This window comes from Geofilum rubicundum JCM 15548 (assembly GCF_000974365.1).
In the GTDB taxonomy this organism is placed as follows: Bacteria; Bacteroidota; Bacteroidia; order Bacteroidales; family Marinilabiliaceae; genus Geofilum; species Geofilum rubicundum.
The window spans coordinates 1-17,260 of the sequence record NZ_BAZW01000051.1 but is presented as its reverse complement, the minus strand read 5'-3'; the positions used below and the strand labels follow the sequence as shown (position 1 = coordinate 17,260).

Genomic DNA, 17,260 nt, shown 5'->3' with positions numbered 1-17,260 from the left:
TTTTTGGTCATGCTTTTCTAACAAACATTCGAAGGTAAGGTTCAATGATTGTTCTTTTTTGGTTGGAAGACTTTTTGAACCTTCTCGATCACGATTTTGGCCTTGGGGAGATTCTTTTTCTTTTTGGATTGAACGGAACCCAGCAGGAAGCCATAGGCTTCCATGCCTTCCACCTCGTCAAAAATAACTTTGAGAATCGCCATGCCAGGAATAAACAAGATCATTCCGGCCAGACCCCAAATAAAATTTCCAATAAATAGGGCAATGATGGTCATCAGGGGATTCATGGAGACTTGTCCCCCCACAATTTTTGGGGTAAAAAGGTTGCTTTCGAACAATTGGATCACATAGAATGCCAGAAATACACCAAAGGGATACCACAACGAGTCTTTGGTGAGCAGGGCAAAGGCAATGGGGAAAATGGCTCCCAGAAAGGGGCCCAGATAGGGAATGACATTCAGGATGGCGGCAAAAACGGCAAAGAGCATGGCGTGCTTAATACCCAGACTGTAAAGGGCAATACTGTTTAGAACGGCCAAAATACAAATGACGATAAAAGCCCCTTTGATGTATTTTTGAACCACTTCCTTTATTTTCAGGATCGCATGTTCTACCTTATCCTCATGTTTTTTGGCGAAAACTTTTTTGAAGAACTCAATGATAAACCACCTGTAATAGATAAAAAGAAAAATGTAAACAGGAATAATAAAAACCAGCGTAAGGGTTCCTGCTGTGGCCAGAATGCCCTGGGTAAGGACGTTCATGTTGTCATATATCTGCTGAAAAAGCACTTCCTTAACATTGTCCATGGATATGGGAACTACGCCATCAAAGTGTTCGGCGGTAAAATTGTTGATGTTACCTGCCAGTTCGCTGAAGCGGGCCTCCAATCCCGCCAGATCACCCGAAAAGTTCAGGATTTGGTTGTAAAAGAAATATACAATGCCGGACAGAATCACCAGAAGGGAGATAAGGCTGATGACGGCTGCTAAGGCAGAAGGGACGCGATTCTTTTCCAACCAGGAGGTAAAAGGGCTTATCAGGACGGCCAGGAAACCGGCTATCAGAATGGGCACAAGAATAACCTTGGCTTCTTTCATGACAAAGACGAGCAGTACAATTCCCAGTAAAATGGAGGTTAATCGCATGTAAGCCGGTTGCTCCACTATTTTAGACTGATGGTTTTCCATATAATTAATTAATTGTTGTTGACTTTGCTTGCAAAAAAAAATAACAGAACGCAGAGAAGTGCCCCTGAAATAACATCATTGATCAGGAGAAAGAAATGTTGCTGAAAGTTACGGGAAAAATGAGAATTTTCGCAATTTACTTTTCATGGAGTTGAAAAAAGAAAACAGGCTGCCAATTGCTATTGACAGCCTGTTTTTGCTTAATTCCCTATGCTGTTAAAAAAAAATTAGTTCCCGGCCATCCCTATAGAGCCGAGGTTGGTGATTTCGTATTGCTTCGTATGAAAGGAGGTGTTTTTGTTAGGGTTGATCTCGGTCACCTCCATGGTTGACTTTTCACCTGACTGGAGGTCGGTTGATTCACTGGCCATTAAAAAACCGGAAGTGCGGCCAAAGGTAACAGCCGTCCAATTGAACATCGAAGGCAGAGCTGTCGAACGCGGTGATTCGTAATCCTTGGTCAGCCAGAAGGATCCCCGGGTATTTTCATCCGTATATTCGTATTCCTCACATTTGTAGCCGAGGATGTCTTTGGTTCGTCCGGTCTTTTTGAGGTTGGCAGGGGTGTAATCCAAATCTTCCCCTGTACTTTCTTCATAAACGTCGTCTTCCGCTTCGCCGGATAGGCTTTTTCCAAAATCCTCAGACAAACCATAAGCCACGCCCGTCTTTTGATTGTTGTCCTCCGAAAGGATGAGCGTGGCCTTATTGTCGTAATCAATGATAAACAAGCCTTTGTTTTTAGGGGCATTTTCCACTTCAACATTGATATCACCCGAAACAAATTCGTAGGCCATGCATTTATCGTCGTCCGAAAGGTAGGATACCATATCCCCATCGTTTACCACTTTTCCTTTTTTGTTCACTGTTTTGATGTTGATGCGCATGGAGGAGTTGAAAGTATAGGCATCCGCATAATTGACCGGTTCAGATGAAATGCCCATTTTTCCCAGCAAGTTTTCCATGCGTTTTTGGTTGGCTGCCTCGCTGTTTCTGTCGGGCGAGGCGTTTTCTTCCTTATTGGTAGTGGCTGATTCTTCTATATCATCCAGACTTTTGTCAATACCTTCATCCACTTTTTGGTCTATTCGGTCTTCCGTCTTTTGCTCTAACTTCTCAGCCGCCCTTTTGGCCACGCGTTCCATTAAACTTTGGGCATTCAGGGGTGTTTGGTGAAAGGCGGATAAAATGGCCATGGTGATGAGGGACAAAAAGAAAGATCTCATGGTGGTGTTTTTAGTTGGTTCTTAATAGTCCGAAAATTAATAGTTGACTGTCGGAATGTCAATCCCAAATCAATGGAGGCCATTGAAATATTGATGAATGAATGGTTTTTGGATTTTAAACTCCTATTTTAAGAAGTGGCGAATGGTCTCCCACAGAACAATACCTGCTGAAACCGAAACATTCAGTGAATGTTTGGTACCGTATTGGGGGATTTCAAGGCAGAAATCGCAGAGGTCAACCACCTTTTGTTGAACGCCTTTCACTTCATTTCCAAAAACAAGGGCGTAGGCCGCATCGGGCTGTGGGGTAAAGTCTGTCAGTTGAATGCTTTTATCTACCTGTTCAATACCCACGATGGTAAATCCTTGTTGTTTAAGGGTTAGGACAGCTTCCCGGGTGTTTTCAAAATATTGCCAATCCACCGCATCTTCAGCACCTAGGGCCGTTTTATGTATTTCGTTGTGTGGCGGGATGGCTGTTATGCCGCAAAGCACCACTCCACGCAGGCTGAAAGCATCTGCTGTGCGAAATACACTGCCTACGTTGTGGAGGCTCCTGACATTGTCGAGCACGGCAATAACCGGATGTTTTTCCGATTTTTTAAACTCTTCGGGACTTAATCTGTTTAATTCAGTAATCTTTAGTTTGCGCATAAAAAAGGTTTAAAGTGCAAAAATAGAAAGATAAATTGTTTAACAGGGGCAGATTTTTGTGTAACTTTTGGAGGTAACACAAGGAGGCCTTTAAAGGTCTTTATTTGTCCTATTAAAAAATATAAATATATGAACATTCATGAGTATCAGGCCAAGGCTATTTTAAAGGAAAACGGTGTGCCCGTTCAGGAAGGAATAGTTGCCTCCACCCCCGGTGAGGCTGTGGAAGCCGCCAAGACATTACAGGCACAGACCGATACCCATTGGTGGGTGGTAAAAGCACAGATACATGCCGGCGGTCGCGGAAAAGGCGGAGGCGTTAAGTTGGCCAAAAGTCTTGAAGAGGTAAAATCCATAGCTGAAAAAATGATTGGGATGAACCTGGTTACGCATCAAACGGGCCCCGACGGCAAGGATGTTCACAAGGTTTTGATTGCTCAGGATGTTTATTATCCGGGACCAACCACCAAAGAGGAGTATTACATGAGTATATTGCTCAATCGTAAAACGGGTCGCAATGTGGTTGTTTATTCTCCTGACGGCGGTGTAGATATAGAAGAGGTGGCTGCTTCACGTCCCGATCGTATATATCGTGAGGACATTGATCCGGCTTTCGGACTATTGCCCTTTCAGGCCAAACGTATTGCCAAAAATCTGGGGCTTTCAGGCTCAGTAGCCAGGGAGTTGATTCGCTTTGTCGATCGTTTGTATGCCTCCTATCTGGCAGTTGATGCTTCCATGTTTGAAATCAATCCTGTTTTGAAGACCACCGATGAGAAGATTTTGGCTGTTGACGCCAAGGTGAATATTGACGACAATGCTTTATTCCGCCATCCTAAAATTGAAGCCATGCGCGATTTGTCAGAGGAGGATCCCTCTGAGGTGGAGGCCGGAAAAAACAATCTGAACTTTGTTAAGTTGGATGGGAATGTGGGTTGTATGGTCAATGGAGCCGGTCTGGCCATGGCTACCATGGACATCATTAAATTATCGGGCGGAGAGCCGGCCAATTTTCTGGATGTGGGGGGTGGTGCCAATGCACAGACCGTAGAGGCCGGATTGAAAATTATCCTGGATGACCCCAATGTGAAAGCCATTTTGATCAATATTTTTGGTGGCATTGTGCGCTGTGATCGTGTGGCTACCGGTGTGGTTGAGGCCTATAAAAAATTAGGGAATATCAAGGTGCCTGTGATTGTTCGCTTACAGGGCACAAACGCAGAAGAGGGCAAAGAAGTGATAGACAACTCTGGTTTGAAAGTCTATTCTGCCATTACTTTGAAAGAAGCAGCTGATTTGGTGAGAAAGTTGGTGAAATAAGAAAACTTTTGCGGAACAGTTTTTGATACATTTGCCTGGACAGAATTATCCTTTTTGCAAATTGTCAAAGTATGAGAAGATTAGTTGTTTTTTTGCCCTTTTATATTTTGTTTGTCGGCTCTTTATGGGCGCAGACCGGGGTAGATTCTGTGCCTTCAAAACCTGTCCGCTATTTTCTGAAGCCTGAAATTCTGAATGGTGACACCCTGCCGCATGTACTGCTCGATGAGGTGACCGTCATGAAACCCTGGGAATTTAAAAGCCGGCGAGAATACCGCAAGTATAACCGCCTGATCAGAAATATCAAAGTCACTTTACCTTACGCCCGGTTGGCTGCTGAAAAGTTGGCCCTAATTAATGAGGAGCTGGAGGAAATAGAGGGGAAGAAGGAGCGGCGGCATTTTGTTAAGGAGGCAGAGAGCCAGCTGTTCGAAGAGTTTGAAGCCCCCTTGCGGAAGCTGACATTTTCACAGGGAAAGCTGCTTATTCGCCTGATTGACAGAGAGACGGGTGATAATAGTTACAATCTGATCAAGGAATACAAAGGGGGCGTACCTGCCTTTTTTTGGCAGGGTATCGCCCGCATATTTGGCGCTAATCTCAAAGATGAATACAATGCAGAGGAAGATGATAAAATGATTGAGCACATTATTCAGATGATTGATGCTGGTGCTCTTTAAAGTTGTTTTTTTGCTTTCTAATGGTTTTATATTCGGCGAAGTTGGCAACTTCGCCGATCTTATAAGCAGATTTCGCTGATCCTAATAGTTGACTTTGCCGATCAGAGAAATTTTTTAAAGCATTTTAATCAAAGTATCCACCGCTTTTTTGGCGCCATCGGCTATTTGCAAAATGTTTGCGTCCAGCATGTAGCAAGGCGTGGAGACTATCTTGTTGGTAGCATCCACCACCACTTCTGCATGTGAGGTGTTGACGTGTTTACCGCCCATTTCCTCAATGGCTTTGGCGGTATCTGCATCACTTCCAATGGTGACCTCCGGATTACCCAGGACTTTGGTGATAAGCACAGGTGAGATGCACAGGGCGCCAATAGGTTTGCCAGCTTGATGAAAATCTTTCACCACCTTTTCTAATTCGGGATTCACCTGACAGTCGGCTCCATCAACCGCAAAAGAACACAGGTTTTTAGCCACGCCAAACCCCCCGGGAAACAAAATAGCGTCTGCTTTAGTCGCATTGAGCTCAGATACCGGCTGGATATCGCCTCGGGCAATTCTGGCTGCCTCAATTAAAACATTTCGTTTTTCGGGCATTTCCTGTCCGTTGAGATGGTTGATGACGTGATGTTGTTGCACGTCGGGGGCATAAATGTCATAACTGGCACCCGCACTGGCTATGGCCCATAGGGCGAACACCGATTCGTGAATCTCTGCACCGTCGTAAACACCACATCCTGATAGTACTACAGCAATTTTTTTAGATTTCGTCATCGTTCTGTCTTTTAAAAATTATCACAAAACTTAAGGGGCCGTCAATTCAAGGATCAGGATGCTTTTGTGACTAAGAATGAGGTTTCCTAATCCGTTGGAAACTTCCCCGTTCATAACATTGGTTACTTTGGATTTTGGGTCAATGGTATACTGAAATTTGGAACCTTCCAAGCGTCTTGGTTCCCCGGAGTTGTTGTTAATGATGACCAATAATTGTTTGTTTGGTCCCACCCGGATATAGGCATAAACATCCTCAAAAGGTTCGAGCTGGATTAAGCCTCCCTGCATGACATCCGGGTTGTTTTGGCGCCAATTGAGCAAGGTTGAAGTGAACTGCCAGGCTTCTCGCTGGCCTTGCGACAGGGTGCTTTGATCAAAAGCACTGATTGCATCTCCGGTCCATCCTCCCGGGAAATCTTTCCTGACAAAGCCATTGCCTTCGGGCGCATAACCATCCAATAGAACCTCTGTTCCATACAAAAAGGATGGAATGCCCCTGGTGGTTAGCAAGAAGCCCATATAAAGTTTAAACAGGGCCAAATCTTTTTCTGCCAGGGTAAAAAGTCGGTAGAATGATGGTTGTCGCCGTTGAGAATAATTTGATTAATGGCATCGTTATAAATATGGTCAGATGCGAGGGTCTGATAAATGGGAAAAAGGGCTTCGTGTGTATCTGAATACGCTGCAAAGGCATCGTTCACTGCTTCTTTTAAAGGGCCATCGGTCAAGTGGGTGAATTGAAATTTGTTTTTGTGGTCATGCTGCCAATAGGCATTGAGTCCCGCGTCTTTTGCCTCAGGGGCAGCCAGGATATTGAGGTTGGGATATTCATCCCTCAGAACCTGGGTCAGTTGTGCCAGAAATTCCGGATGGCAAAGATGCGTTTGGTCTATTTTGACGCCGTCGGGTTGGAAGGTTTCAACCCACCACAGAACATGTTGGACGAGGTATTTTTTTAGTTCCTTGTTTTGGAGGTTGAGTGCCGGTCTGTCAAAGGACTCCCATATTTTTGAGTGCCGATCAATGTCTTCCTGGGCGGCATAAGGATCGACATAAACCAGTGGATTGGGTTTTTCCAGAGAGAGGAGGTCGCGTTTAAAAACCCAGTCGGGATCCGGAGGACTTTGAAAGATGACGTGTTGATTGCCCGCTTTGTGAAAAACCTGAGTGATAATAACTTTGAGTTGGTTGTTTCTGAATTGTTGGATGGTGTTTTTTATATCGTTCAGTGAACCAATTCGTTTATCCACATTAAAATGGGAGGTTGGTGCAAATTTGTCGTAGGAGAGGATTAATTGGTTGGATTCATAAAGGGGCGTGAATTCAACGGTATTAAAGCCCAGATCTTTGATATAATTCATGGCATTGGATAGTCCCTGAATGTCCCCACCATGAACACCGGAAGGATTGGAGCGGTCGGCTTTCTCGAACAGATCTATGATGTTGTCGTTGTCCGGATTGCCATTCGCAAACCTGTCCGGTACAATTTGATAGATGGCATCCGCACCGGTGAGCGGAGAGGGGAAGTAATTGTTCGTGCGGTTTCGGAGTGTGAAATTAACGGTTCCTACGGGAGTGTTGCCACGTGTAATACGGATGGCAAACATCCCGGCAGAAGCATTCTTCGTGATGTCGAGTTCTACAAAAAGATAGTCTTTGTTTTTAGCGCCATATTGATCGTTAATGGATACCCCTGAGTGACTAACAGCTGCTCTGGCCGTACTTAGGTTATTCCCTTTAATGAGTACCTGCACCTTGTTATATTTCATTCCAATCCACCATTCCTGTGGCCAGCACGCCATCTTATTGGCGCTGAACTGCGACCAGGAAGGCCCGGAAATGGCTAGTAATAAAACCAGAAAAACAATTGAGTTCACCTTTATTTTCCCAAGCTCTGATGTCATTTGTTGTTTGTTAATGAATTTTCTTAGTGTAAAGATAAGGAATTCAAAACTCTTAAATCAAACTTTGGTGTGATTTTCAAAATGCAGAGAATTGGGGGGGCTGTAAACAAAAAAGAGACTGCCTGTGAGGGCAGTCTCTTTTTTGTTGTGTGGTATTTTGTTACTGTACAATCGATTTGAAAGTAGCATCACCAAAATAATTGGCAAATTCCATATCACTGGCAGCAGTTGCTTTGAACTTGCTGTCAAGCTCTACAGCTTTACGCAAGTTGCTGAACATCATGTCAGAGTCATTGGTGCGAACACCTACAACTGCTTTCAGATAGTATTTCAAACCAACTTCATTGGTATTGGCATTCAACGTTGAAAGGGCAGCATCGTAATTACCTGCCAAAATCTTAGCCAGAGCGGCGTTGCAACTTACGCTGTTACCGAAGTAACGAACGGCTTCGTCATACATGCCTTTTTTGATGGCTAAAACACCAAGGTTGTTGTCTAATTCACTACCTGCACCTGCAGCAGAACCGAAGTACTCTTCAGCTTTGGCAAGGTCACCTTCGCGCAAAGCAATGGCACCAAGGTTGTTCATTACTTCAGGTTGGTTGGCTTTAACAGAGTTGGCTTTTTCAAAGGCTACTTTAGCACCGGCTAAGTCATCCTTCTGGTATAAGGCCAGACCTACGTTGTTATGCGTTCTCCAGTCGTTGGGATATTGAGCAGCCGCTTTTCTGTAAATGGCCAATTGCTCATCCACGTTGTCTTCCAAAGTAGCCGCATAAAGAATTTCTTCTGCATTTAATTCAGAAGCATTGCTGGCAGCCAGTTCAGAAATCTCTTCGTCTGATTTACCAATTTCCTCAACGTTTACGCTCATTTTTGAACGACGCAATTTAGGCAGAATATCATCCGCAATTACTTTGTATGTGTTAGACATGTTTTTGATTTCACGCTCACGTACTTGTGGATCGGTATGCATGGAAAGAACACGAAGAATTAATTCTTTGTCCTGAATGTCACTTTTTTCCATTAATTCCTTGAATCCTTCCCAGTCTTCTGGTGTATTTTGAAGATCGAAGAAGTCGGCATCTTTGGCTTCATCGATTTTTGCTCTTGTGAACTGACGGTTCAGGTAAGTCTTGGCAGAACCTTCACGCTGAGAAGCCAAGCGGGTATTCAAATCAACCGGTCCGTCAGGAGAGGCATAGGCAGAAATATTAACACCTTTGAATTCTTTGTTTTCAGCTTCTTTAACTTCAGCAATGAAATCGTTTAAAGCCTTAACTTCTTCTTTGGTCAATTCGCTGTTGCGAACATTGGCCTGTTGAATGATGTAAAGGATTTCAGCTGTTTTTGAAATAGGAATAATTCTTTCGAACTGATCTGCACCTACTGTGCCCTGAATGCCTTTGGCTTGAACCATAGCAGAGGTAGAAATGACGCCTTCAGCTATTTTAACTGGCTCGAAATCCAGAGAATTGTCACCTTTGGTCGCGCGGATGCGCACAACTAAGTCCGAAACACGCATGTTTTCGTTGTAGGCCACTGAATTGGAGTAGTTGATTTGTCCACCATTGTCTTTGGTGATAACCTGAGCATTTCCTTCGGCTTTTTCACCCTGAACAGTGTAACTTGGGAAAGGCGTTTCACCGCCTTCATAAACCAATACAGGTGTGGCTTCTAAGGTTGCTTTGGGATCGAAGTATCCGGCAGGGATACGGACGTTGATGTTAACATCCACTTTTTCTCCATGGGCTTCAAGAACCTCTGGAGTGACTGAATAGTTAACATCGGCAGCATTTTTTCTCATCTTTTCGAGACTGGCACAGCTAGTCATAACGGCAGCAAGTGCCAGATAAGCAAAAAGTTTAATTCTCGTTCTTTTCATAATGTTAGCTTAATTATTTGTTCTTGAACTAATTCGTTACTCTCTCACAAATATAATAATGTTTTCAAAAATTAAAAGTTCCCATAAACATTAATTGCAAATATAAGCTTTCTTACTGTGAAATGGTAGTTTTTTCACGTTAATGCGCAATTTTTACAGGTGATGCTATTGAATTAAAATCCTATTACCCCTACAAGTTAATCAATTATTTTATTAAAAGAGCGATTATTATATTAATATTTAATAGCTTACACCCATATTGTACCAGGCAAATGCCCATTTGTCGGCCACTTCTTCTATTTGCATGGAGAGTGGTTTACCTGCGCCATGGCCGGCCTTTGTTTCAATTCGGATAAGAACGGGATTATTTCCCTCGTATTTTTCCTGCAAAGTGGCGATGTATTTGAAGGAGTGTGCCGGCACCACCCGGTCGTCATGATCGGCTGTGGTGACCAGTGTGGCCGGGAAAATTTCACCTTCCGGTATATTGTGCAGCGGCGAGTAGGCATACAAATAGTTGAACATCTCTGCACTGTCATCGCTACGACCGTAATCACCCGCCCAGGCCCAGCCGATGGTGAAGTTTTGATAGCGCAGCATATCCATAACGCCCACGGCCGGCAGTGCTACTTTAAAAAGGTCGGGGCGCTGGTTGGCCACAGCACCTACCAGCAAACCGCCATTTGATCCGCCCATGATGGCCAGTTTTTCCGGATTGGTATAGTTCTGGTCAATCATGTATTCAGCCGCGAGGATGAAGTCGTCGAACACCCTTTGCTTATTCATGAGGGTGCCGCCCCGGTACCAATCGTCGCCATATTCGCCACCGCCCCTTATATGGGCATTGACATATACGCCCCCATTCTCCAGCCAGGGAACCAGGCGTGCATCGAATCGTGGTGGATACACCACATTGAAACCACCATATCCATAAAGCAAGGTTGGGTTATTCCCGTTTAATTCAATGCCCTTTTTGTGAACAATGGAAACCGGTACCTGTGCCCCGTCCTGCGCCTCAATAAAGACCATGGTCGTTTCGTAGTCGTCAGCGTTAAAGTCCACCTCGGGTGTGAATTCCTCTTCAATGGTCTGCTCGTCGAGGTCGTAAGCAAGGACCTGGGAGGGCTTGGTGTAGGTGGTATAGTTAAAATATACCCGGTTTTGGTCCTTCACCGGTTTCAGACTTGAAACTGAGGCAATGCCCGGCAATTCAATGTCGTACTGGAATTCCCCTTTTTTATTGAAGACTTTAAGTTGTGATTGAACATCCTGCATGTAATTAGCGACCGCATAGGCCTCCGTCAATTCAATATCCTTCAATACGTTCTTTCTTTCAGGAATGATCTCCTCCCAGTTGTCGATGGCAGGTTGGTCTGGATTTATGGCCATCACTCTGTAGCGGGGCGCTTCATGATTGGTCAGGACCCATAAATGCTTATCTACCTTCCAATGAAAGTGGTTTCCGTGTTAAAATCCGGATCTGCCAATTGCCAATCGCCATTAGCGTTCAGGTTTTTTATGGAGAGGGTGTTGCCGTGGGTGGATTGGCTGGTGTATAGCATCAGATAGCGAAATTCGTCATCCACCTCGGCCGAAAACATGTGGCGGGGGTTTTGTTGGTCTTCATACACCAATCGGTCTTCGCTTTGTGGTGTCCCCAGTTTATGGTAGAAAAGTTTTTGGTATTCATTGCTGCCCGACAGTTCACTACCTTTTGCAGGCTGGTCATAGCGTCCATAATAAAAGCCTTGGGCATCCCAAGAGAAATCCGAAAACTTAATGTATTGCAGGTGGTCATCGAGATCTGATCCCGTTTCCACCTCACGTATAAATACTTCCCGCCAGTCAGAACCGCCCTCACTAATGGCATAAGCCATGTATTGTCCGTCGGGTGAAATGGATGTGGCAGCCACGGAAGTGGTGCCGTCTTCTGACAATAAATTGGGATCGATGAGCACCCGTTCGATACTGTCGGTAACGTTTTTTACGTAGTACACCGCATGGTTTTGAATGCCATCGTGCCTGGAATAGAACAGATAGTTGCCCTTTTGAGTGGGCGCACTTTGCCGGGTGTAGGCCCAAACACTGGTCAGGCGTTCCTTAATGGCATCTCTGAAGGGTATTTTTGCCAGATAGTTGTTGGTCACCGCATTTTGGGCTTGCACCCATTTTTTGGTCTCTTCGGAGTTGTCATCCTCCAGCCAGCGATAAGGATCGGCCACTTGCGTGCCATAATAGACATCTGTCGAGTCTGATTGAACGGTGGCGGGATAGCTTAAGCGACCGGGCTTTTTTTGACAACTTTGTATCAGGAATAAAGCGGACAGGCCCGCCATAATAGTAAGGTGTGAAGTTCTCATTTTTATCAGGTGTAATATAAATAATAGCTCGATATTGTTTTGTAAGTTACTGATTTTAAACGACTTGTTCTCACTGTTGGCAGAAGTATAACCTCCTGAATATCATGAATTTAAAATTTCCTATCAACCCAATGACCTAACGACCTAATGACCTCTTACCCCGCTACGCGGGACCTCAAGCCGCAGGCGAAGTTCCGATTTTTCGGAAGCGCTTCGCTTGCCTCCCAACCTAACGACCTATTGCTAAAAGAGTTGATGTTTTTTTCGCAATACGGATTCTTTAATTTTTCCTCCGATCCATCCGGCTGCCAGTCCGGCGGCTGCCCCCAGCATCAATATGCCTGGTAAATCAATCGTTGTTTCAGAAAGGCCCACAGCCAGCGATACGGCGATGCCTGCTAATAGGCCTATGCCTGTAAATCTCGACAACCAAAGGCCTTTGGGAGCAACGCCATGCTGGCGGGACAGATGCTGACCGGATTGTTGAAGATGTTTCTGGAAGTCTTTTAACCGCGGGTCATTGTTGATCATCCATTCCGAAGCCTGCGTGGTCATTTCTTCCAGTTGCTTAAAATGGTCTGCGCAGTAACGGCAAGTGGACTTTTGCTTTTCCAATTGATGTAAAAGTCTGGGCAAAATCTGTATGCCATAGTATCTGGCCGACTCGCGGGGGGTACCCTCAAAGCGCTGGTTCAGAATCTCGTGCCACTGAAGAACTGTTTTTCGTTGGTCTGTCACTGCAGAATATTTGAATGGTTGTTTCAAAACCCGAATTTAAAGGATTTATCTTATAAAATGCAATTATTTGGGGGAGGGATTTTCGGCTTTTTATTAAAAAGATAAAGGGATCGCCGTTGTGGGCCATCCCTTTATCCTTTTTGTGGGAAAGGAGTCCCGGAAGGACTCCTTTAGAAAGATATCAATGAGGTTTATTGTTTCTCCTCACGTGGTAGCAATACTTTGCGGGAAAGTTTCAGTTTGCCTGATTTAGCGTCGATCTCAATCAGTTTAACATCGATGATCTCACCCTCTTTAAGTACGTCCTCTGTTTTTTCAACGCGTTTCCAGTCGATTTCCGAAATGTGCAACAGACCGTCTTTTCCGGGGATGATTTCCACAAATGCACCGAAAGGTACAATGGATTTAACCTTGCCGGAATAAACTTTACCGATTTCAGGAATGGCTGTGATGGCATTGATGCGGGCCATGGCTTTGTCGATGGCTTCTTTGTTGTCGGCAGCCACACTAACAATACCAAACTGACCTTCTTCGGTAACGGTCACAATGGTCGAGGTGGTAGCCTGTATTTCCTGAATGATTTTACCGCCAGGCCGATGATCGCACCAATCATTTCCTTAGGAATACGAACGGTCTCGATGCGTGGTGCATGGGGTTTTAATTCAGCTCTGGGCTCACTGATGGTCTCTGTGATTTTGCCCAGAATGTGCAAACGTCCTTCTCTGGCCTGATTAAGGGCTTTTTCAAGAATTTCGTAAGAAAGGCCTTCTACCTTGATGTCCATTTGCGTAGCGGTAATACCTTTTTCGGTACCCGTTACCTTAAAGTCCATGTCGCCCAGGTGGTCTTCGTCTCCTAAAATATCAGACAATACCACGTATTTGCCGGTTTTGGCATCCGAAATCAATCCCATGGCAATACCTGAAACGGGACGTTTGATTTGAATACCGGCATCCATCAGCGCCAGAGTTCCGGCACAAACAGTAGCCATAGAAGATGATCCGTTAGACTCCAGAATGTCAGACACCACACGAATCACATAAGGTGTTTCCTCTGGCAACATGGGTTTCAGTGCCCGCAATGCCAGGTTTCCGTGACCAATTTCGCGTCGGCCGGTACCGCGGTAAGGCTTGGCGTCGTTGGTTGAAAATGGCGGGAAATTATAGTGCAATAAGAATCTGTCAGTGGTACGGTTAAGTACATCATCAATCAGTTTCTCATCCATTTTGGTACCTAAAGTAACGGTGGTTAACGATTGCGTTTCACCACGGGTAAATACGGCAGAACCGTGAGGACCAGGCAGGTAGTCAATTTCGCACCAGATGGGGCGGATTTCATCCATTTTACGACCATCCAGACGAATGTTATTGTCCAACATCATGGCGCGTACAGCCTCTTTTTCCACATCGTGGTAGTAACGCTTGATCAGATCCAAGGGGATGTCCGCAGCATCTACATCAGCATAGTTGGCTTCCACAAACTCTTCCACTACTGTGCGGAAATCATTGATGCGCTCGTGTTTGTTGGGATTGGCTTTTTTGGCAACGGCGTAAGCTTGTCATAAGTCTCTTTCCATACTTTGTCACGCAGCTCTTCGTCGTTTTCTTCGTGGCTGTATTCGCGTTTGATTTTCTTCACCGCTTCGGCCAGTTCAATCTGAGCTTTACACTGAATTTTAATGGCCTCGTGCGCCACTTTCATGGCCTCGAGCAGTTCGGCTTCTGAAACTTCTTTCATTTCGCCTTCCACCATCATGATGTTATCCATGGAGGCTGCCACAATGATGTCCATGTCGGCCTCTTTCATTTGAGAAGCTGTAGGGTTAACCACCAGTTGGCCGTTAACACGTGCTACACGCACTTCTGAAATGGGTCCGTTAAAAGGAATATCTGAAACGGCCAAAGCGGCTGAGGCAGCCAGTCCGGCCAGCGCATCCGGCGTACTTTCCTTGTCGGCCGATATCAGACTGATCGTCACAAAGGTATCCGCATGGTAGTCCTCAGGAAACAAAGGCCTAAGGCTCTGTCGACCAAACGGCAAATGAGAATCTCATAATCAGATGGTCTGGCTTCCCTTTTTAAGAAACCTCCGGGAAAGCGACCTATTGCGGCATATTTCTCTTTGTATTCAACCGATAAGGGCATAAAATCGGTTCCTGGTTTCGCATCTTTTGCAGATACTACCGTAGCCAGGAGGTAAGTGTTTCCCATACGTACAACGACTGAGCCGTCGGCCTGTTTGGCCAACTTTCCGGTCTCAATCACAATTGATCTTCCATCGCCAAGATCAATTACTTTTTCAATTGGTGTAATCATATTTTTTTAACATTTTTTCGCGCCAAAGATAGGGATTATCTGCCAAAAATCTATATCTCTTTGAATGATTATTTGTTACAAGTTTTTTAAAGTACACTAACAGACCAAAACGTTCCTTTTGTCAAAAGAAAAGGGCTGTTGGCCAAATTGAGGGATTTCAAATTGTTCGGATAGATTATTTTTATGAGTTGTTAAAACTATATTTCTGGAGGGCAATTGGCCATTTTTTTTGGGCATAGGTGTTGGATGTTACTTAATACTTTAAACAGTTATGCTATTTTTTAGAATGAAAATTGATTACTTTTTGGTTTGTTGCCTTACTTTTATTAGCTTCTTTTTAATGGTCCCCTGCTATTCTCAGGATGAATCTGCTTTTTTGAATAATATTGACGAAGCTGTTTCTTCTGGGGATTCCACGGATATTATCAGGGCATGGTATGCTTTGGGCAAATTCTATGATAACAATCAACAATTTGATAAAAGTGCTGACGCTTTAAAGGCGGCTTTGTGTTTGGCCGAACGTCACAGAAACGACAAGGCATATGCCATTGTGGCCAATTATTATGCTTCCAACTTTTCCCAAATAGGAGAAAGTGATTCAGCCATTTTTTATTTCAGGAAGGCCGTTGATGCTTTCTCAAGAGTGCCCGATAGTGCAAACATGGCCTTTGCAATGATCAATCTCGGAGATGAATTGGCATCCAAGGGGAGTTTCGTGGAAGCTGCAGAATTTGGTTTACAGGCGGTTCGAATAAAGGAAACAAATCAGGACTCAACTAATTTGGCCTATGTATATCAAAAGGTGGGTGAAATTTTTAAACTCGCAGGCGAAAATGAACAATGGGAGGCATATGCAAAGATAGCTTACAGACTGATTCTTTTAGAGGATTTTGCCAATTCCAGTGCTGCGATTTCTATTTTTAATGATTTGGGCGGAATTGCGGAAATTCATGGTGATTTTGATTTGGCCTTGCAGTACTATGATACCTTGATTCATATTGCTAAGGAGAATGGCAATAATAGCGCGATCGGCGTAGCATTAAGCAATTGCGCCATTATTTACAAGAAGATGGGTGATTTGCAAAAGGCACTCGACACGGCTTTAGAAACTCAGTTTTATGACAAAGCATCCGTTTATCACGGTATTACAAGTAGAAATCTTTTGGCGGAGTTACATCTTGACCTAGGGGCTTATGAGCAAGCCCGTCATTTTGTTGAGATGGCCATTAGGGATGATAAAGTTGATAATTTTCCGGAGGAGAAGATGAGATCTGTAAGGCTTTTGTATCAGATTGATAAAGGGTTGGGCGATTTTAAAAAGGCGCTATATTGGATGGAGTTATTTAAGGAGTTGTCCGACTCAATCAGGGATAAAGAAGTGAGAGAAAGTGTTTTGGATATGGACTTGGCTTATCAGACTGAAAAGAAGGAGCCCGCATAGAGCTGCTCACGGCCGAAAATCTGATAAAATCTCAGCGAATACGGATTGGGATTATTATCCTGCTGGTGATGTTGGTTATCATGGTTTTGATTCTTTACATCTTTCAAATGAAAAAAAAGCAGACCATTTATATCCAAAATGACCTTCAGCAAAAAGTGTTAAGAGCCCAGATGAATCCCCATTTTATTTTTAATGTTTTGGGCTCTATTCAAAGTTTTATGATGCTTGATGAATCCGGAAAAGCTTCCGATTATCTATCCCGCTTTGCATCTCTTATTCGTTCAACATTGGAATGTTCTGCATCTGAATCTATTTCACTTAAGCTTGAATTGGAGATGCTCAAAAATTATGTCGAATTGGAACAGATGCGGATGCCTGAAAAGTTCGACTATAACATTGATATTCATAATGTAGAGGATGCCGAATTTGTTTTTATTCCCCCAATGCTTGTGCAGCCATTTGTGGAAAATGCCATAAAACATGGTTTTGGCGCTATTGCCTGTAAGGGAAAACTTTCCATAGAAGTGTTTGAGAGAAAGAATAGTATTGAATTCGTCATTGCCGATAATGGTCCGGGAATAAATGGAGAAAGCAAGATGGGTGAAGGCCACCGCTCAATGGCCATGGATATTTTCAATAAAAGAAGAAGTCTTATTCAGCATAAGCTGAAAAGAGAATTTGGTTTTAAAAGGGAGAATCTGAATGCGACAAAAGTTGGACATACAGGACTAATTGTAAGGTTAAACATTCCTGTTTTGTAAATAAAAGAATCATTA

The 17,260-nt window shown here is 44.0% G+C and carries 18 protein-coding genes; 4 read left to right on the top strand and 14 right to left on the bottom strand.

Annotated features, from left to right (window positions below):
- Positions 1-41: 41 nt before the first annotated feature.
- The 3 genes from JCM15548_RS16485 to JCM15548_RS16475 all read right to left on the bottom strand — a co-directional run bounded on the left by JCM15548_RS16485 (position 42) and on the right by JCM15548_RS16475 (position 3,070).
- Positions 42-1,190, bottom strand: a complete 1,149-nt coding sequence (locus tag JCM15548_RS16485; protein WP_062127721.1) for an AI-2E family transporter — start codon at positions 1,188-1,190, stop codon at positions 42-44.
- A gap of 227 nt (positions 1,191-1,417) precedes the next feature.
- Positions 1,418-2,416 (bottom strand): DUF4412 domain-containing protein, encoded by a 999-nt coding sequence (locus tag JCM15548_RS16480; RefSeq protein ID WP_062127719.1) that lies wholly within the window; start codon positions 2,414-2,416, stop codon positions 1,418-1,420.
- A gap of 123 nt (positions 2,417-2,539) precedes the next feature.
- Complete coding sequence (locus JCM15548_RS16475; RefSeq protein ID WP_062127717.1) at positions 2,540-3,070, bottom strand: RNA methyltransferase; 531 nt, start codon at positions 3,068-3,070, stop codon at positions 2,540-2,542.
- 129 nt (positions 3,071-3,199) lie between these two features.
- On the opposite strand from JCM15548_RS16475, the gene sucC reads away from it, so the two are divergent.
- A complete protein-coding gene (sucC, locus tag JCM15548_RS16470) occupies positions 3,200-4,390 on the top strand; it encodes an ADP-forming succinate--CoA ligase subunit beta (RefSeq protein WP_062127715.1) in 1,191 nt (396 codons plus the stop codon).
- 71 nt (positions 4,391-4,461) lie between these two features.
- Entirely contained in the window at positions 4,462-5,070 is a 609-nt protein-coding gene (locus JCM15548_RS16465; RefSeq protein ID WP_062127713.1) for a DUF4294 domain-containing protein, read from the top strand.
- A gap of 114 nt (positions 5,071-5,184) precedes the next feature.
- Here the strand turns inward: JCM15548_RS16465 and elbB are convergent, their stop codons facing one another.
- From elbB to JCM15548_RS24480, 11 genes are all read right to left on the bottom strand, one after another.
- The gene (gene elbB / locus JCM15548_RS16460) at positions 5,185-5,841 is read right to left on the bottom strand and encodes an isoprenoid biosynthesis glyoxalase ElbB (protein ID WP_062127707.1); all 657 of its coding nucleotides are present in this window, start codon (positions 5,839-5,841) and stop codon (positions 5,185-5,187) included.
- Positions 5,842-5,871: 30 nt separating this feature from the next.
- Entirely contained in the window at positions 5,872-6,360 is a 489-nt protein-coding gene (locus JCM15548_RS16455) for a cyclomaltodextrinase C-terminal domain-containing protein (RefSeq protein ID WP_062127705.1), read from the bottom strand.
- Positions 6,345-7,745, bottom strand: a complete 1,401-nt coding sequence (locus JCM15548_RS16450; protein WP_062127703.1) for a cyclomaltodextrinase N-terminal domain-containing protein — start codon at positions 7,743-7,745, stop codon at positions 6,345-6,347. Before JCM15548_RS16450 ends, JCM15548_RS16455 begins: the two co-directional genes overlap by 16 nt.
- Before the next feature lie 160 nt (positions 7,746-7,905).
- Positions 7,906-9,630 (bottom strand): tetratricopeptide repeat protein, encoded by a 1,725-nt coding sequence (locus JCM15548_RS16445; RefSeq protein WP_062127701.1) that lies wholly within the window; start codon positions 9,628-9,630, stop codon positions 7,906-7,908.
- Between the two features lie 240 nt (positions 9,631-9,870).
- Positions 9,871-11,019, bottom strand: coding sequence for a prolyl oligopeptidase family serine peptidase (locus JCM15548_RS24505; RefSeq protein ID WP_262487109.1), 1,149 nt, complete (start codon positions 11,017-11,019; stop codon positions 9,871-9,873).
- Positions 11,020-11,069: 50 nt separating this feature from the next.
- Positions 11,070-11,990, bottom strand: a complete 921-nt coding sequence (locus JCM15548_RS24500) for a prolyl oligopeptidase family protein (protein ID WP_262487108.1) — start codon at positions 11,988-11,990, stop codon at positions 11,070-11,072.
- 243 nt (positions 11,991-12,233) lie between these two features.
- A complete protein-coding gene (locus JCM15548_RS16435) occupies positions 12,234-12,755 on the bottom strand; it encodes a hypothetical protein (protein ID WP_157482857.1) in 522 nt (173 codons plus the stop codon).
- Positions 12,756-12,919: 164 nt separating this feature from the next.
- On the bottom strand, positions 12,920-13,273 hold the full coding sequence (locus JCM15548_RS24495) for a S1 RNA-binding domain-containing protein (RefSeq protein WP_227625955.1): 354 nt from the start codon (positions 13,271-13,273) through the stop codon (positions 12,920-12,922).
- Positions 13,270-14,217 carry a polyribonucleotide nucleotidyltransferase gene (locus JCM15548_RS24490; protein ID WP_262487107.1) on the bottom strand — a complete coding sequence of 316 codons (948 nt, stop codon included), beginning with the start codon at positions 14,215-14,217 and terminating at the stop codon, positions 13,270-13,272. The genes JCM15548_RS24495 and JCM15548_RS24490 overlap by 4 nt, the downstream gene beginning before the upstream one ends.
- Complete coding sequence (locus JCM15548_RS24485; RefSeq protein ID WP_227625954.1) at positions 14,217-14,738, bottom strand: hypothetical protein; 522 nt, start codon at positions 14,736-14,738, stop codon at positions 14,217-14,219. Before JCM15548_RS24485 ends, JCM15548_RS24490 begins: the two co-directional genes overlap by 1 nt.
- Entirely contained in the window at positions 14,702-15,043 is a 342-nt protein-coding gene (locus JCM15548_RS24480) for a hypothetical protein (protein WP_227625953.1), read from the bottom strand. The genes JCM15548_RS24485 and JCM15548_RS24480 overlap by 37 nt, the downstream gene beginning before the upstream one ends.
- 340 nt (positions 15,044-15,383) lie before the next feature.
- Here JCM15548_RS24480 and JCM15548_RS16425 point away from each other — a divergent pair, with 340 nt between their 5' ends.
- Positions 15,384-16,484, top strand: coding sequence for a tetratricopeptide repeat protein (locus tag JCM15548_RS16425; RefSeq protein ID WP_162198272.1), 1,101 nt, complete (start codon positions 15,384-15,386; stop codon positions 16,482-16,484).
- Between the two features lie 107 nt (positions 16,485-16,591).
- Positions 16,592-17,245 (top strand): sensor histidine kinase, encoded by a 654-nt coding sequence (locus JCM15548_RS16420; RefSeq protein ID WP_162198271.1) that lies wholly within the window; start codon positions 16,592-16,594, stop codon positions 17,243-17,245.
- The last annotated feature ends 15 nt before the right edge of the window (positions 17,246-17,260 follow it).

Excerpts from the sequence above, each read along its gene's own strand:
- JCM15548_RS24505 (WP_262487109.1), bottom strand. The coding sequence starts at position 11,019 with ATGGCCATAAATCCAGACCAACCTGCCATCGACAACTGGGAGGAGATC.
- JCM15548_RS24500 (WP_262487108.1), bottom strand. The coding sequence starts at position 11,990 with ATGAGAACTTCACACCTTACTATTATGGCGGGCCTGTCCGCTTTATTC.
- JCM15548_RS16465 (WP_062127713.1), top strand. The coding sequence starts at position 4,462 with ATGAGAAGATTAGTTGTTTTTTTGCCCTTTTATATTTTGTTTGTCGGC.
- sucC (WP_062127715.1), top strand. The coding sequence starts at position 3,200 with ATGAACATTCATGAGTATCAGGCCAAGGCTATTTTAAAGGAAAACGGT.
- JCM15548_RS16480 (WP_062127719.1), bottom strand. The coding sequence starts at position 2,416 with ATGAGATCTTTCTTTTTGTCCCTCATCACCATGGCCATTTTATCCGCC.
- elbB (WP_062127707.1), bottom strand. The coding sequence starts at position 5,841 with ATGACGAAATCTAAAAAAATTGCTGTAGTACTATCAGGATGTGGTGTT.
- JCM15548_RS16450 (WP_062127703.1), bottom strand. The coding sequence starts at position 7,745 with ATGACATCAGAGCTTGGGAAAATAAAGGTGAACTCAATTGTTTTTCTG.
- JCM15548_RS16420 (WP_162198271.1), top strand. The coding sequence starts at position 16,592 with ATGAAAAAAAAGCAGACCATTTATATCCAAAATGACCTTCAGCAAAAA.
- JCM15548_RS16425 (WP_162198272.1), top strand. The coding sequence starts at position 15,384 with ATGGTCCCCTGCTATTCTCAGGATGAATCTGCTTTTTTGAATAATATT.
- JCM15548_RS16475 (WP_062127717.1), bottom strand. The coding sequence starts at position 3,070 with ATGCGCAAACTAAAGATTACTGAATTAAACAGATTAAGTCCCGAAGAG.
- JCM15548_RS16485 (WP_062127721.1), bottom strand. The coding sequence starts at position 1,190 with ATGGAAAACCATCAGTCTAAAATAGTGGAGCAACCGGCTTACATGCGA.
- JCM15548_RS24480 (WP_227625953.1), bottom strand. The coding sequence starts at position 15,043 with ATGATTACACCAATTGAAAAAGTAATTGATCTTGGCGATGGAAGATCA.
- JCM15548_RS16445 (WP_062127701.1), bottom strand. The coding sequence starts at position 9,630 with ATGAAAAGAACGAGAATTAAACTTTTTGCTTATCTGGCACTTGCTGCC.
- JCM15548_RS16455 (WP_062127705.1), bottom strand. The coding sequence starts at position 6,360 with ATGGGCTTCTTGCTAACCACCAGGGGCATTCCATCCTTTTTGTATGGA.